At 61.0% G+C, this 16,044-nt stretch carries 12 protein-coding genes; 7 read left to right on the top strand and 5 right to left on the bottom strand.

The genetic code is table 11. From position 1 onward, the window contains the following. Nucleotides 1-77: 77 nt before the first annotated feature. From AC3WWR_RS18730 to AC3WWR_RS18715, 4 genes are all read left to right on the top strand, one after another. Nucleotides 78-314 carry a DUF1653 domain-containing protein gene (locus AC3WWR_RS18730; protein WP_020800559.1) on the top strand — a complete coding sequence of 79 codons (237 nt, stop codon included), beginning with the start codon at nt 78-80 and terminating at the stop codon, nt 312-314. A gap of 114 nt (nt 315-428) precedes the next feature. Then, entirely contained in the window at nt 429-3,056 is a 2,628-nt protein-coding gene (topA, locus tag AC3WWR_RS18725) for a type I DNA topoisomerase (RefSeq protein WP_020800560.1), read from the top strand. 1,186 nt (nt 3,057-4,242) lie between these two features. Next, nucleotides 4,243-4,767 carry a DUF6586 family protein gene (locus AC3WWR_RS18720; protein ID WP_492598942.1) on the top strand — a complete coding sequence of 175 codons (525 nt, stop codon included), beginning with the start codon at nt 4,243-4,245 and terminating at the stop codon, nt 4,765-4,767. Nucleotides 4,768-4,909: 142 nt separating this feature from the next. Further along, entirely contained in the window at nt 4,910-5,143 is a 234-nt protein-coding gene (locus tag AC3WWR_RS18715; RefSeq protein WP_008064452.1) for a hypothetical protein, read from the top strand. A gap of 82 nt (nt 5,144-5,225) precedes the next feature. Here the strand turns inward: AC3WWR_RS18715 and sulA are convergent, their stop codons facing one another. Beyond that, the gene (gene sulA, locus AC3WWR_RS18710) at nt 5,226-5,699 is read right to left on the bottom strand and encodes an SOS-induced cell division inhibitor SulA (protein WP_020798503.1); all 474 of its coding nucleotides are present in this window, start codon (nt 5,697-5,699) and stop codon (nt 5,226-5,228) included. Nucleotides 5,700-5,709: 10 nt separating this feature from the next. After that, the gene (gene lexA / locus AC3WWR_RS18705; RefSeq protein ID WP_008064450.1) at nt 5,710-6,318 is read right to left on the bottom strand and encodes a transcriptional repressor LexA; all 609 of its coding nucleotides are present in this window, start codon (nt 6,316-6,318) and stop codon (nt 5,710-5,712) included. Between the two features lie 229 nt (nt 6,319-6,547). On the opposite strand from lexA, the gene AC3WWR_RS18700 reads away from it, so the two are divergent. From AC3WWR_RS18700 to AC3WWR_RS18690, 3 genes are all read left to right on the top strand, one after another. Further along, nucleotides 6,548-7,255 (top strand): TetR/AcrR family transcriptional regulator, encoded by a 708-nt coding sequence (locus AC3WWR_RS18700; RefSeq protein WP_020798502.1) that lies wholly within the window; start codon nt 6,548-6,550, stop codon nt 7,253-7,255. Nucleotides 7,256-7,413: 158 nt separating this feature from the next. Continuing rightward, nucleotides 7,414-8,424, top strand: coding sequence for a beta-N-acetylhexosaminidase (gene nagZ, locus AC3WWR_RS18695; protein ID WP_020798500.1), 1,011 nt, complete (start codon nt 7,414-7,416; stop codon nt 8,422-8,424). A gap of 12 nt (nt 8,425-8,436) precedes the next feature. Beyond that, nucleotides 8,437-9,177 (top strand): S-methyl-5'-thioinosine phosphorylase, encoded by a 741-nt coding sequence (locus tag AC3WWR_RS18690; RefSeq protein ID WP_492598941.1) that lies wholly within the window; start codon nt 8,437-8,439, stop codon nt 9,175-9,177. Between the two features lie 110 nt (nt 9,178-9,287). Here AC3WWR_RS18690 and AC3WWR_RS18685 read toward each other — a convergent pair whose 3' ends face one another. The 3 genes from AC3WWR_RS18685 to mfd are packed head-to-tail and all read right to left on the bottom strand — an operon-like array spanning nt 9,288 to nt 16,021. Continuing rightward, complete coding sequence (locus tag AC3WWR_RS18685) at nt 9,288-11,981, bottom strand: SNF2-related protein (RefSeq protein WP_492598940.1); 2,694 nt, start codon at nt 11,979-11,981, stop codon at nt 9,288-9,290. Between the two features lie 13 nt (nt 11,982-11,994). After that, entirely contained in the window at nt 11,995-12,561 is a 567-nt protein-coding gene (locus tag AC3WWR_RS18680) for a CsiV family protein (RefSeq protein ID WP_083348551.1), read from the bottom strand. A 10-nt stretch (nt 12,562-12,571) separates the two neighbouring features. After that, nucleotides 12,572-16,021 carry a transcription-repair coupling factor gene (mfd, locus tag AC3WWR_RS18675; protein ID WP_454866459.1) on the bottom strand — a complete coding sequence of 1,150 codons (3,450 nt, stop codon included), beginning with the start codon at nt 16,019-16,021 and terminating at the stop codon, nt 12,572-12,574. Nucleotides 16,022-16,044: the final 23 nt, after the last annotated feature.

Here is a 16,044-nt window from a genome sequence, read left to right as displayed (position 1 = left end):
GGGCCAAGTGCCCCGGTTTTTGTTTTTGCGGATTTTTTTATTTTTTATTTAAAGCTGATTTGAGTGAGGGCCGAAGCATGCCGATACAACCTGGGCTCTACCAACATTACAAAGGTCCGCAGTACCGTGTGTTCAGTGTCGCGCGGCATTCGGAAACCGAGGAAGAAGTGGTCTTCTATCAAGCCCTGTATGGCGATTACGGCTTTTGGGTACGCCCCTTGAGCATGTTCCTGGAGTCGGTCGAGGTTGACGGCGAACAGGTGCCGCGCTTTGCTTTGGTGCAAGCCGAGCCAAGCCTTTTTAACAAGCCATAAGCTGAGTGCGCGCAAAACCCTGCGCTTGACCTCACCTTGTAGCCACTATATATAGCGGTGCCGCGTCAGGCGCCAACCGCCTTTCACTTCTAGAATTCAGGAATTTTCTGATCCATGGGCAAATCGCTGGTCATTGTGGAATCCCCGGCTAAGGCCAAGACCATCAACAAGTATTTGGGCAACGAATACGTGGTGAAGTCGAGTATCGGCCATATCCGAGACCTGCCCACCAGCGGTTCGGCTAGCGCCAGCAAAGAGCCAGCCGCCAAGCGCGGCAAGGCTGCCGCGGGCGAAGCGCCGGCCTTGTCGCCGAAGGAAAAGGCGCGCAAGCAGCTGGTCGCGCGCATGGGTGTCGATCCCGATCACGGCTGGAAAGCCAAGTACGAGATCCTTCCGGGCAAGGAAAAGGTCATCGAGGAGCTGCGCCGGCTCGCCAAGGATGCTGACACCATCTATCTCGCAACCGACTTGGATCGCGAGGGGGAAGCCATTGCCTGGCACCTGCGCGAAGCCATTGGTGGTGACGACAGCCGCTACAAGCGCGTGGTGTTCAACGAAATCACCAAGAAGGCGATCCAGGAAGCCTTCTCCCAGCCAGGCGAGCTGGACATCGATCGGGTCAACGCCCAGCAGGCGCGTCGTTTCCTCGACCGCGTGGTGGGTTACATGGTGTCGCCGCTGCTGTGGGCCAAGATCGCCCGTGGCCTGTCCGCCGGTCGTGTGCAGTCGGTTGCCGTGAAGCTGGTGGTGGAGCGCGAGCGTGAAATCCGCGCGTTCATCCCGGAAGAGTACTGGGAAGTCCACGCCGACCTCGGCACCGCCAAGGGCGCGACCGTGCGTTTCGACGTGGCTCGGGAGAAGGGCGAAGCCTTCAAGCCGCTCAACGAAGCCCAGGCCATGGCGGCGCTGGAGAAGCTCAAGTCTTCCAGCTACAGCATCGTCAAGCGCGAAGACAAGCCGACCAGCAGCAAGCCGTCGGCCCCGTTCATCACGTCCACCTTGCAGCAGGCTGCGAGCAACCGCCTGGGCTTTGGCGTGAAAAAAACCATGATGATGGCCCAGCGTCTGTACGAAGCCGGCTACATCACCTACATGCGTACCGACTCCACCAACCTCTCGGCCGATGCCGTGGCGATGGCGCGTACTTATATTGAAAGCGAGTTCGGCAAGAAGTACCTGCCGGAAAACCCGAACGTCTACAGCAGCAAGGAAGGCGCACAAGAGGCTCACGAAGCGATTCGTCCGTCTGACGCCAACACTGAGCCAAGCAAGCTGTCGGGGATGGAGCGTGATGCAGAGCGCCTCTACGAGCTGATCTGGCGCCAGTTCCTCGCCTGCCAGATGCTGCCGGCGCAATACCTGTCGACCACAGTCACCGTCGGTGCCGGCGACTTCGAGCTGCGTGCCAAGGGCCGTATCCTCAAGTTCGACGGCTACACCCGCGTCATGCCGCAAATCGCCAAGCCGGGCGACGACGACGTGCTGCCGGACATGGCCCAGGGCGACGCGATGAAGCTGATCAAGCTTGATCCGACCCAGCACTTCACCAAGCCACCGGCGCGTTACTCGGAAGCCAGCCTGGTCAAGGAAATGGAAAAACGCGGCATCGGTCGTCCTTCGACTTACGCGGCGATCATTTCGACCATCCAGGACCGCGGCTACGTGGCGCTGCACAACCGTCGCTTCTATTCGGAAAAGATGGGCGACATCGTCACCGAGCGCCTGGCCGAAAGCTTCTCCAACCTGATGGACTACGGCTTCACCGCCGGCATGGAAGAGCACCTCGACGACGTGGCCCAGGGCGAACGCGACTGGAAAAACGTGCTCGATGAGTTCTACGGCGACTTCAAGAAGAAACTCGAGGTAGCCGAGAGTCCGGACGGTGGCATGCGCGCCAACCAGCCAGTGATGACGGATATTCCGTGCACCACTTGCGGGCGTCCGATGCAGATTCGTACCGCGTCGACCGGCGTGTTCCTCGGTTGCTCGGGCTACAGCCTGCCACCGAAAGAACGCTGCAAGGCGACCGTCAACCTGGTGCCGGGCGATGAAATCGCCGCAGACGACGAGGGTGAGTCGGAATCGCTGGTGCTGCGTGGCAAGCACCGCTGCCCGATCTGCAGCACGGCAATGGACGCCTACCTGCTGGACGAGAAGCGCAAGTTGCACATCTGCGGTAACAATCCGGATTGCGATGGTTATGAAATCGAAGAGGGCACCTATCGCATCAAGGGCTATGAAGGTCCGAGCCTGGAATGCGACAAGTGCGGCAGCGAGATGCAGCTCAAGACCGGCCGTTTCGGCAAGTTCTTCGGTTGCACCAACCCGACCTGCAAGAACACCCGCAAACTGCTGAAAAGTGGTGATGCGGCGCCGCCGAAGATGGATCCGGTGAAAATGCCTGAGCTGAAATGCGAAAAGGTCAACGACACCTACATCCTGCGCGACGGTGCGTCGGGCCTGTTCTTGGCCGCCAGCCAGTTCCCGAAAAACCGCGAGACCCGCGCACCGCTGGTGCTCGAGATCGTGCCGCACAAGGATGAGATCGATCCGAAGTACCACTTCCTGTGCGAAGCGCCAAAGAAAGATCCGGATGGCCTGCCTGCCGTGATCCGTTACAGCCGCAAGACCAAGGAGCAATACGTACAGTCCGAAGTCGACGGTAAGCCGACTGGCTGGAAGGCGTTCTACGACGGTGGCAAGTGGAAGGTCGAGGACAAGCGGCCGGCTGCGAAGGCGTAAAAGTCGCCAAACCAAAAAAGCCGCATGAGAACCTTCGGGTTTTCATGCGGCTTTTTTGTGCCCGTTGTCTGCGGAGTTTCGGGTTGCCGGCGAAGGCGGCCCGCCAGCCGACCAATCCCTCGCGGACATACCCGATTTACTGTAGGAGCCCGGCTTGCCGGCGAAGGCGTCCTGACAGACGATCTATTGTTTGTTGACGCGTACATATCCATTCCTGCGGTAACGGCCACTTATGGTTTCGCTCTTACAGCGAGTCACTTGGAAGAGCCCCAAGTAACCAAGGGCTCTTGCCCCTGGCGTTCGGCCCCTCGCTAAGGCTCGGCATGCCCTCGCTCCGGTCCTGCTCCGTGGGCCCGCCGCGATGGGCCATCCTTGGCCCAACGCGGCTAAACCGGCATCCATGCCGGTTTACCCACTGCCCAGAACCTCCACTCGGCCTCTCGATGGGGCAAGAAAATCAAAAGCCAGATCAAGATCAACCGCGAAAGCGAGGCGGCCTTAAAGCCGACCTGATTGCAGGGCTGTCCGCGATCCCATTGTGGGAGCCAGCCTGCTGGCGATGGACTACCAGGCAATGCGTTCATCCAGACAGGGCGCGTTATCGTTGACCTCCATCGCCAGCAGGCTGGCTCCCACAAGGAATTAGGTGCAGCCGTAAAAGTCAGGTCGGCTTTAAGGCCGCCTCGCTTTTGTTTTTGATCTGGGTGCCCCGTTAACCACGATGGCCGAACGCAGGCATTGCGCAGTGGGTAAACCGGCAGGACGCCGGTTTAGCCGCGCTGGGCCATGGATGGCCCATCGCGGCGACCCACGGAGCAATGCCGGAGAGAGGGCATGCCGAGCCCTAGCGAGGCACCAAGTGGTGGGGCAAAGCCTTTTGCTTACTTTTTGGTGTTTCCGGTTTTGAAAAGTGAGTCGCTGTAAGAGCGAAACCCTAGGTGGCCGTTACCGCAGGAATGGATATGTACTCAGACAACCATTTCCCACAGGCTTTGACGCGGGGTCGGCCGCCCTGATCGGGAGTGGTGCACTTTTTCTGCAAGGAGCGGTTTCATTCACAAGGATGGTGGCAATTTATTGAGTGGGAGTGTCATTCGGGATCAGACAATGCTTGCGGGAGAAGGAGTTGATCCACGACACTGTCTGACCTGCGTGAAGCAATTATTTCGTTGTGGAGGCTGCCGTCATGGCCCACGAACTCTATACCCGTACCAACCAGAAGATTTATTTCGCCGGCCTGTCGCTGGAAGCGCTCGCCAAGGCCGAACAGGGGCGGGCGATGAATGCCTTGGCGCTGATCCAGGCGGAGCGAGAATCGGCGTTGTTTCATCTCTACGGAGCCTTGTTGGGCTTGTGTCACGAAATCGCCGGTTTCTATCGTTTGCCCCAGGCTAATGCTTCCCGGGCCGAATCGTTGCTGACCCGCGAAGTGCTGGAAAGTATCGCCATTCCGGAAATGGCCGAGATGGTCGAGCTGGCCAACAACCCGGAAACCTGGCTGGCCAAGTTGCTGGCTGCCCATGCTGTGTTGTTCCAGCCGCCTCGAGCGCCGCGCAAGCCTAAAGGTGATGTGACGCAGCCGTTGATCGTGGCGGTAAATCTCGATGAAGAAGAGGCGCCTCAGGAGCTGGGTCGTGAGGAGCTGGAGAGCTGGCGGCAAAACCTGAAAAGCCTGGCCATCCGTTTTCGCGAAGGCTTGAACGAGTGCTGATCAACTAAACAGCGCAGCAGGCGACCCTTGGGGTTGTTTGCTCGGCTGCCGAGTCATTTTTGCAAGGGTATCTGGTCAAGATCCCGAGCGAAGCTTGGCTGATGCCTATATAATGCTCGCCTTCCGTGGAGAACAGACCTTTATGCCAACGTCCTTTCTAGAAATTGTCGAGTTACCAGACGGCCGAATCGAACTGCGCAGGGCAGAGGACGAGGGTTCTCTGGTTACTTTGGATTTCTCCGAGGATGCCAAGGCGTTCCTGCAAGGCCAGCACGTGGAAGTCGCCAAGGCGATGTTGAGCGTCGGTGTGCAGATGGCGGGACGTATGGTTGAAGGTGAATTCGAGAAGGAAGAGGGGCCGCGGGTCCTTCATTGATCTCCGCCTGTCGGTTTTTCCGGCACTGCCTTCAATAGGCTTCTCTATCCTTGCAGAAGCCCCTCGCGTTCAGCGTGTGCCGTTAACCCAGTCGAATATTCAGGCTTTGAGCGTCCCCGGTCCGGGCGGCGCTGATCAGTTGTTGCCGTGAGATTTTGCTCAACGGGTTGAGCCAGCTGACCACTGTGTGGCTGCGACCAAGGCGAAGGGCTTCGCAAGTCAGTTGCTGGGCGCTTTGGGCGCCACGGGGTTGTAGCAGCAGGATGCGTTCGCGATTGAGTCCGGCATCCCTCAGCCAGGCCTGGGTCAGGCTGGCAGGCGGGGCGATCAGGGTCAGCCAGCGAGCATCCTGGTCCTGGCTGAGCTCGCGCAGGATCGGCGCCAGAAGGTTCAGGCAGTTCCCGGCTGCACCACGCAAAGACAGTTCACTGAACACTTCGGGTTCGGCGCTCCAGGGCGACTCCACTTCCTTCAGGATTGGCGCCATTGGCTGTGCCATGAATGCCTCGAACTGAAGCGGCAGTTGTGCTTGCTGTGATGTGTAGGGGAACTGCATAAAGCCTCCTTTAGCGGCGAATGACGCCGACGCTCAAGCCTTCGATCACCAGTTCCTGATCTTTCAGGTTCACTTCGATAGGGGCAAACTCGGGGTTTTCAGCCAGCAACCAGACTTTGCTACCGTCGCGCTTGAAGCGCTTGACGGTGACTTCGTCGCCGATTCGCGCAACCACGATCTGGCCGTTGCGGGCTTCGCGGGTGGTGTGGACGGCCAGCAGGTCGCCGTCGAAGATACCTACATCCTTCATGCTCATGCCGTGCACGCGCAGCAGGTAATCGGCGCGTGGGTGGAAGAACGCAGGGTTGATGTTGCAGGACTCTTCAACGTGCTGCTGGGCGAGGATCGGCGCGCCAGCCGCGACGCGGCCAATGATTGGCAGGCTGGAGTCGTCGGCCTTGGCCTCGAAACCGGGAATGCGAATACCGCGCGAAGCTCCCGGAGTCATCTCGATCGCGCCCTTGCGGGCCAGCGCCTTGAGGTGTTCTTCTGCCGCGTTAGGCGATTTGAAACCCAGTTCCTGAGCGATTTCCGCGCGGGTCGGCGGGTAGCCGTTGTCTTCCAGGCAGCGTTTGATAAAGGCCAGAATCTCGGCTTGGCGTGGCGTCAGCTTTAGCATATTGATCGCTCTGTCTTTTTATACAGTGACTGGGATTATATACAGTGGAACGGTCTTGGCAATGCCCCTTTTTTTGTGCGCCGCCAGACGGTCGCTCAACCGGCTGATGGAAGCTTTGCGGTTGTGTGGTTAAATGCATGACCGACCATTCCCGAAACGAACTGCCAGACTTGACAACGCACGGGCTGAAACGTATGTTTCAAACAAGTGTTTGTCAGGCGGAGTAGCCATGGCCCAGTCGGAAACCGTTGAACGCATTCTCGATGCTGCCGAGCAGTTGTTCGCGGAAAAAGGTTTCGCCGAAACCTCGTTGCGTTTGATCACCAGCAAAGCGGGTGTGAACCTGGCGGCGGTGAACTATCACTTCGGTTCCAAGAAGGCGCTGATCCAGGCCGTCTTCTCGCGCTTCCTGGGGCCATTCTGCATCAGCCTCGATAAAGAGTTGGAGCGGCGCCAGGCCAAGCCAGATAACAAGCCTTCGCTCGAGGAATTGCTGGAAATCCTCGTCGAGCAAGCCCTGGTGGTGCAGCCACGCAGCGGCAACGACCTGTCCATTTTCATGCGATTGCTCGGACTGGCCTTCAGCCAGAGCCAGGGGCATTTGCGCCGCTACCTGGAAGATATGTACGGCAAGGTGTTTCGCCGCTACATGTTGCTGGTCAACGAGGCTGCCCCGCGCATCCCGCCGATCGAACTGTTCTGGCGCGTGCACTTCATGCTGGGTGCGGCCGCGTTCAGTATGTCCGGTATCAAGGCCTTGCGCGCCATCGCCGAAACCGACTTCGGGGTCAATACCTCCATCGAGCAGGTCATGCGCCTGATGGTGCCGTTCCTGGCAGCCGGCATGCGTGCCGAATCCGGTGTCACCGACTCGGCCATGGCCACCGCGCAACTGCGTCCTCGTAGCAAATCGACACCGGTTGCCGCCAAGGTTTAGCCGCTCATGGGTGGGCGCGGCAGCTGACATCCGATAAGCTAGCCGCCCATGCCGACTCTCGTTTTGAACCCGTTCCCACCGATGATCGCCGACCTCCCGGGTGCAGCCCAGGGCGGCGTATCGTTGCGAGCCGGGTTTATCGTTATCAAGGAATTGTTATGACTGCTGGCCTGCAAGGCTCGTTGATGGTGGACGTCGCCGGTACCTGGCTGACGGCTGAAGATCGCCAATTATTGCGCCAGCCCGAAGTGGGCGGCCTGATCATTTTCGCCCGCAACATCGAACATCCGCGCCAGGTCCGCGAGTTGAGCGCGGCGATCCGCGCCATTCGTCCCGACCTCCTGCTGGCGGTGGATCAGGAGGGCGGGCGGGTCCAGCGCCTGCGCCAGGGCTTCGTGCGCCTGCCGGCGATGCGCGCCATTGCCGACAACCCGAACGCCGAATACCTGGCCGAACAGTGCGGCTGGATCATGGCCACCGAGGTGCTTGCCGTTGGCTTGGACCTGAGCTTCGCCCCGGTGCTGGATCTCGATCACCAGCGCAGCGCCGTGGTCGGGACCCGTTCGTTCGAAGCGGATCCGCAGCGTGCTGCGCTGCTGGCCGGTGCTTTCATTCGCGGCATGAACAGCGCGGGCATGGCCGCCACCGGCAAGCATTTCCCTGGCCACGGCTGGGCCGAGGCGGATTCCCACGTCGCGATCCCCAATGACGAGCGCAGCCTCGAGCAGATTCGTGCCCATGACCTGGTGCCTTTCGCCAAGTTGAGCAAACAGCTGGCCGCCGTCATGCCTGCCCACGTTATTTATCCACAGGTCGATACCCAGCCGGCGGGCTTCTCGCGGCGCTGGCTGCAGGACATCCTGCGGGGCGAACTGCAGTTCGACGGGGTAATTTTCAGCGACGACCTGTCCATGGCCGGTGCCCACGTGGTGGGCGATGCCGCCAGCCGTATCGAAGCGGCGTTGACCGCCGGCTGCGACATGGGCCTGGTGTGCAACGACCGCGCAGCCGCCGAACTGGCCTTGAGTGCCGCCCAGCGTTTGCAGGTCAAGCCGTCGGCGCGCATTGCACGGATGCGCGGCCAGGCGCATGCGAGCACCGAATACCGTCAGGACCCGCGCTGGTTGGCGGCCGTCGGTGCGCTCAGGGATGCACAACTTATCGATTGAGAAGGGGGCGCCATGACGGTTTACGCGATTATCGGCGGCAGCGGCCTGACCCGGCTGGAAGGCCTGCAGATTCGCCAGTCATTGGCGCTGGACACTCCCTACGGTGCGCCGTCTGCAGAAGTGCAGATTGGCGAATATGCCGGCAGCGAAGTGCTGTTTCTCGCCCGTCGTGGTCACCCGCACCGTTTTGCGCCGCATCGGGTGAATTATCGCGCCAATCTCTGGGCGCTGAAGCAGGCCGGTGCCGAGGCCATCCTGGCAGTCAACGCAGTGGGCGGCATCAACGGGGCGATGGGTACCGGGCATTTCTGCGTGCCGCATCAATTGATCGACTACACCAGTGGCCGCGAGCACAGCTACTTTGCCGATGACCTGGAGCCGGTGACCCATATCGATTTCACCTACCCCTACAGCGAATCGCTACGCCAGCGCTTGATTGCAGCGCTGGTGGTCGAAGGCGCGGGTTTCAGCGATCGGGGCGTCTATGCCTGCATGCAGGGTCCGCGGCTGGAAACCGCCGCCGAGATCCTGCGCCTGGAGCGCGATGGTTGCGACATCGTTGGCATGACCGGGATGCCCGAAGCGGCCCTGGCCCGCGAGCTGCAGCTGGATTACGCCTGCCTGGCGCTGGTGGTGAATCCGGCAGCGGGCAAGTCGGCATCGGTGATCAGCATGACAGAGATCGAGCGAGCGTTAGGAGAGGGGATGGTTAGGGTGAGGTCGACGTTGGCGCGGGTGCTCCGGGCTGACTAGCCGATATACCGAGTCGCTCCCTTCGCGAGCAGGCTCGCTCCCACAGGTTCGGTGACATTCCTGTGGGAGCGAGCCTGCTCGCGAAGACTATTTGTCAGGCGCTGCAAACTTTAACGCTTCTCCAGCTTATCCGGCAACGGCGCAAACAGCGCCTCGATGTCATCGCTCTGCAACTTCCAGTCCCCGGCCTGTCGTCCATCCAGCACGCCCGCCGCCAGGTCGGATTTTTCCTTCTGCAGGTGCTGGATCTTCTCTTCCACCGTACCGCGGGCGATCAGTTTGTAGACGAACACCGGCTTTTCCTGGCCGATGCGATAGGCGCGGTCGGTGGCCTGGTTTTCCGTTGCCGGGTTCCACCAGGGGTCGTAATGGATCACGGTATCGGCTTCCGTCAGGTTCAGGCCAACACCACCGGCCTTCAGGCTGATGAGAAAAATCTGACGCTTGCCGCTCTGGAATTCCTTCACCGGTGTACGACGGTCGCGGGTCTGTCCGGTCAGTAGCGCGTAGGGCACGCCGCGCTTGTTCAGTTCTTCTTCGATCAATGCCAGCATTGAGGTGAACTGCGAGAACAATAGAATCTTGCGGCCTTCCTCGAACAGCTCTTCGAGCATTTCCATCAGGCTGTCGAGCTTGCCCGAGGTGCTGCCCCGCGCCGGAAGGGTGGCTTCATTGACCAGGCGCAGATCGCAACACACCTGGCGCAGCTTGAGCAGCGCCTCGAGGATGATGATCTGGCTGCGTGCCACGCCCTTGCGGGTGATTTCGTCGCGGACTTTCTTGTCCATGGCCAGGCGCATGGTTTCGTACAGGTCGCGCTGGGTTTCGTTGAGTTCGACCCAGTGGATGATCTCGGTTTTCGGCGGCAACTCGGTTGCCACCTGTTCCTTGGTGCGACGCAGCAGGAAGGGTTTGATCCGGCTGTTGAGGTGTTGAAGCCTGACTTCGCTGGCGCGCTTTTCGATGGGTACCCGGTAATCACTGTTGAAGCTTTTGACGTCGCCGAGCCAGCCCGGCAGCAGGAAGTGAAACAGTGACCACAGTTCGCCCAGGTGGTTTTCCAGTGGCGTGCCGCTCAGGCACAGGCGCTGGCGGGCATTGAGCTCACGGGCAGCCTGGGCGGCCTTGCTGTTGGGGTTCTTGATGTATTGCGCTTCGTCCAGTACCAGCACGTGCAAGGGCTGCGCCGCCAGGCGTTCCACGTCTTTGGGCAGCAAGGCATAGGTGGTCAGGATCAGGTCGTAATCGGCGAGGTTGTCGAAATGTTTTTTGCGACTGGCGCCGTACAGTGCCAGTACCTTGAGTTGCGGAGTGAAGTGCGCCGCTTCGTCGAGCCAGTTGGGAATCAGGCTGGTGGGCATCACCACCATGCAGGGGCGATCGAGGCGACCGGCGTTTTTCTCGCTGAGGATGTGCGCCAGGGTCTGCAGGGTTTTGCCCAGGCCCATGTCGTCCGCGAGGATGCCGCCGACTTCCAGTTGGCGTAACGACTGCATCCAGCTCAGGCCCTCGAGCTGATAGGGGCGCAGTGTCGCGTTCAGGCCGTCCGGCGCCGAGGCGGTGTAGTCCTTGATGTCGCGCAGGCGTTGGGCAAAGCTGCGGATCTGCTCGCCACCTTCCCAGAGCAGTGGCAGGTCTTCCAGCGAGTTGAGACGCGTGGCGTCGGCCTTGCTCAGGCGCAGCGTGGTTTCGCCAGGTTCTTGAAGGTAGAACTCGCCAAGCGTCGCCAGTACCGGTTTCAGGCGGCCGAAGGGCAGGGCGACTTGCAGGGGGCCGTGCTCGGCGTTCGGCCGGCTGGGTATGTTGACCAGGATCAGCTCGTCGTCGCGCCGGCGAGCGAGGCGTTCCGGATTGAGCAGTTCGGTGTGGGAGCGCATCAGGTTCAACAGGATCGGCAACAGGCTCAGCCGCTCGCCATTGACGATGATCCCCAGCTCCAGGTCGAACCAGTCGCGCTCCGGAACCTGTTCGACCGTGGCGTACCAGTCGTCCACGGCAGTCAGGTCGAAGCCGAAGTTTTCGTTGATTTGCAGCTCCCAACCCTGGGTGCGCAACTTTGGCAACTCATTGAGGGTGAAGGTCAGCCAGGCGCTGTCGTTGACCATCTCGAACAGTTCGCCAGCGCTTTCCGGCAGGGCCTTGCTTTGCCGGGTGGCGATCTTGAAACCGAGGATTCGCAGCTGCTCCCGGTAGGACTGTTCGACGTCCGGGTGGCGTTTTATCCGCAGTGTCTGGGTCTCCTGGCGAATCAGGATGTCGGCATTCTTCTGGCCTGAAACGTACTCGTCCAGGTAACCGAAAGACAGCGCCGCGCGATGCTGGATGTAACGCTGCATTCGCCCGTTGCGCGGTTCGAAGGCGCTGAACTCAATGCTCGCCAGCCACAGGCGCGGTACCGGTTGCACGTTGTCCACCAGCACTTGCGGTGGTGCCTTGGGGCTGCGGTTTTCCAGCACCGCCTGGAGTTTTTCCAGGAGTTCGGCGTCTTTGGCGGCGGCGGGGTAGTCGAGGGTTTCCTGGATTTGCAGGAGCACCGCTGCGCAATGTTTGCAGTTGCTGTGCACCGGGCAGGAGCAGGTGGCATCGACCATCAGCAAGGTGCCTTTGGCCGACTCGCGCAGGCGAATGGTCTGACGGTAAACGTTACCGCCAGAGCCTTCGCACGCCGCGGTGATCGTCGCGTCGCCGACCTCGACGATCCTGACGCGATTCTCCAGGGCATACCGGCGACCGCGCTCCAGGCTCTGTTCCTTGAATCGGCTGACCCAGGAAGGTGCCAGGGGTTTGCTCAGGGTCGCGGACATGGGGGGGGCTCGATCAGTCCGGGACGACTTCAGGGGCTTCCCGGGGAGCGGGCGCCGTCAATGAGGTGATCTTGATCAGCAGGCCCAGGTGGCCGTTGTCGAGGAAGTTGAGCTGGCCGTTCTTGGTATGGCTTTCCTGTTTCAGGCGTTCGCTGGCGGTGACCAGGCCGTCTTCGTTGAACTGGTTGACCCAGAAATCGGCATCTACATCGGTGAAGCGTCCCAGCGTCAGGTTCAGGGTGCCTTCGATCGGGTACTGGCCGTACTGTTCCTTGCCGTCGCTGACCGCCACCTTGACCGGTGTCTCGCCGAGCGTCTGTTGCCACGCCTTGTGCAGCAGCACGCTGTATTCATTGCTGGCGGTGAGTTTTTCCACTTCGTTGTTGAGGCTCGGCGTGCGCAGGCTGTCAGGGCTGACGGTTTGCGCGCCTGCGGCCCAGTCTTCCGGCGCGGCACGGCTGATAATCGCCGGCACGGCATTCTGCCGCACCAGAATCATTTCAATCTGATACAGGTCATCGGCAAACACCGAAGGGGCGACCAGGGTTATCAACAAGGTCAGTGAGCGAAACAGGCGCATGCGGCGTCCTTCAAGCAGTTTTCGGGATAAGACGCTCAAACAGCGCCTCTACAGTATTAAAGCGTTCTTCCGGGCGCTCCATCGGGACCTGGAATTTAAACATCGTCGCGCCTTCGAATTTGTAGCGCTTGGGCTGGCTCTGGATCAGCTTGATCAGGGTCAGCGGGTCGACCGGGGTTTGTGTCGCGAATTCGATTCGACCACCCTGCGGGCCGCCGTCGACTTTCTTGATGCCCAGCAATTCGGCCTGCAATTTCAGTGCGGTGATGCGCATCAGGTTCTTGGTCGGCTCGGGCAACAGGCCGAAACGGTCGATCATCTCGACCTGCAGGTCCTTGAGGCCGTCCTCGTCGGTGGCCGAAGCGATGCGCTTGTAGAGAATCAGGCGGGCATGGACGTCCGGCAGATAGTCTTCGGGAATCAACGCCGGTACGCGCAGGTTGACTTCCGGACCACCGCCCAGCGGTTGATCGAGGTTGGGCTGTTCACCCTTGCGGATCGACTTCACCGCGCGCTCGAGCATTTCCATGTACAGCGTGAAACCGACCGCCTGGATCTGCCCGCTCTGGCCGTCGCCAAGCAATTCGCCGGCGCCGCGGATTTCCAGGTCGTTGGTGGCGAGCACAAAGCCCGCGCCGAGGTCCTGGGTGTTGGCGATCGCTTCCAGGCGCTTTTCCGCGTCCGCGGTGATCTGCTGGCGCGGTGGCGTCAGCAGATAGGCGTAGGCCTGGTGGTGACTGCGACCGACCCGGCCGCGCAACTGGTGCAACTGCGCCAGGCCGAACTTGTCAGCGCGCTCGATGATGATGGTGTTGGCGCTCGGCACGTCGATGCCGGTCTCGATGATGGTCGAGGCGATCAGCACGTTGAAGCGCTTGTGGTAGAAGTCGCTCATCACCTGTTCGAGTTCGCGCTCGCGCATCTGCCCGTGGCCGATGCCGATCCGCGCTTCCGGTACCAGCTCGGCGAGGTCGGCGGCGCATTTCTCGATGGTCTTGACGTCGTTGTGCAGGTAATAGACCTGGCCGCCGCGCAGCAGCTCACGTAGCAGGGCCTCTTTAACCGTGCTCTTGTTCTGCTCCATGACGAAGGTGCGCACCGACAGGCGACGGGCCGGCGGCGTGGCAATGATCGACAGGTCGCGCATGCCCGACACGGCCATGTTCAGCGTGCGCGGAATCGGCGTGGCGGTCAGGGTGAGGATGTCGACTTCGCTGCGCAGCGCCTTGAGCTGTTCTTTCTGGCGGACACCGAAGCGGTGCTCTTCATCGATGATCACCAGGCCCAGGTTTTTGATTTTCACATCGTCGGACAGCAGCTTGTGCGTGCCGATGACGATGTCGATCTTGCCTTCGGCCAGGTCGGCGATCGCCGCGTTCACCTCTTTAGCCGATTTGAAGCGGCTCATCACTTCCACGCTCACCGGCCAGTCGGCGAAGCGGTCGCGGAAGCTGTTGTAGTGCTGCTGGGCGAGCAGGGTGGTCGGTACCAGGATCGCCACCTGGCGACCGCCGTGCACCGCAATGAACGCTGCGCGCATGGCCACTTCGGTCTTGCCGAAGCCGACGTCGCCACACACCAGGCGATCCATCGGCTTGGGCGCGAGCATGTCTTCGCGCACCGCTTCGATGGTGCTTTGCTGGTCTGGCGTTTCTTCGAACGGGAAGCCGGCGCTGAAGGTGGCGTAATCGGCTTTCGGGTCGGCGAAGGCATACCCTTCACGAGCGGCGCGGCGTGCGTAGATATCGAGCAATTCAGCTGCGACGTCGCGCACCTGTTCGGCGGCCTTGCGCTTGGCTTTTTGCCAGGTCTCGGAGCCCAGGCGATGCAATGGGGCGAGGGCGTCGTCGCTGCCGGTGTAGCGGGCGATCAGGTGCAGGTTGGCCACCGGCACATAAAGCTTGGCGTTTTCCGCGTATTCAAGGGTGAGGAATTCGGCGGCCTGGTTGTCGATTTCCAGGATCGTCAGCCCCAGGTAGCGGCCGACACCGTGATCGATGTGCACCACCGGCGCGCCTTCGCGCAGCTCGGTGAGGTTCTTGATGACCGCGTCGTTGTTGGCGTCGGCGCGCTTCTCGCGGCGCCGGCGCTGCATCACGCGCTGGCCGAACAACGGGCTTTCGGCGACCAGCGCCAGGGCCGGATCATCCAGCAGCAGGCCTTCGTCCAGCGGCGCGATGGTGATCGCCAGGCGCTCCTTGCTGGCGACAAAGTCCGGCCAGCTGTCGACGGTCTTCGGTCGCAGCTTCAGGCGCTCCAGCAGTTCGAGCAGCACTTCGCGACGGCCCGCGGATTCGGCAGTGAACAGCACGCGCCCAGGGAACTCGTCGAGGAAACCCGAGAGCGCCGCCAGCGGCTGGGTGGCCTTGGCTTCGATGGCCAGGTTCGGCAATTCCCTTGCGGGGAAGCGCTCGCGGCCAGCGCCGGACTCCACATCCTGTTGGCTGGCGACCACTCGCGGCCAGTTTTTCAGGCGGGCGAAGCAGTCTTCTACTGGCAGGAACAATTCAGCAGGCGGTAATAAAGGACGCGAAGGATCGACGCGCCGCTCTTCATAACGATTGCGCACGTCGTTCCAGAAATTTTCCGCGGCCTGCTCGATGCCTGGCAAGGAGAACACTTGGGTGTCCTGGGGCAGGTAATCGAACAACGTCGAGGTTTCTTCGAAGAACAGCGGCAGGTAGTACTCGATGCCGGCGGGGGTAATCCCGCTGTTCAGGTCCTGGAAGATCGGGCAGCGCCGGAAGTCGACATCGAAGCGCTCGCGAAACCGTGCCTTGAAGCGGGTGACGGCTTCTTTCTCCAGCGGGAATTCCTTGGCCGGCAGCAGCTTGACCGAATCGACCTTGTCGATGGAACGCTGGTTTTCCGGGTCGAAGGTGCGCAGGGTTTCGATTTCGTCGTCGAACAGGTCGATCCGGTAAGGCAGCTTGCTGCCCATCGGGAACAGATCGATCAAGGAGCCACGCACGGTGAATTCGCCATGTTCGTACACGGTATCGACGTAGCGATAGCCAGTGGCCTCGAGGCGGGTGCGCATTTGCTCGACGTCGAGCTTCTGGCCGACGTCCAGGACCAGGCTGCTGCCGAGCAAAAATTTGGTCGGCGCCAGGCGGTGCAGCGCAGTGGTGATCGGCACCACCAGCACGCCATGACTCAGTTCCGGCAATCGATAAAGCGCCGAAATGCGCTGGGAAATGATGTCCTGGTGCGGCGAGAACAGGTCGTAGGGCAGGGTTTCCCAGTCGGGGAAATGCAGCACAGGCAAATCGGGGGCGAAGAAACCCAGCTCCTGTTCCAGTCGTTCGGCACTTTGGCTGTCGGCTGTGAGCAGCAGGGTAAAGCGCTTGGCAGCGCTGGCGGCCTCGGCGATGGCCAGGCTCAGGGCGGCACCAGGCAGGTTGCCCCAGTGCTGTTTACCTGCCGCGGCAGGGAGAAGCGGTAGACGCAGAACGGGCACGGAAGGTTGAGCTCCAAGCGTTG

Source organism: Pseudomonas sp. EB271-G4-1 (assembly GCF_058791355.1).
Note: the sequence above shows the minus strand (reverse complement) of the source record. Positions and strands in the feature narration are given on the sequence as shown.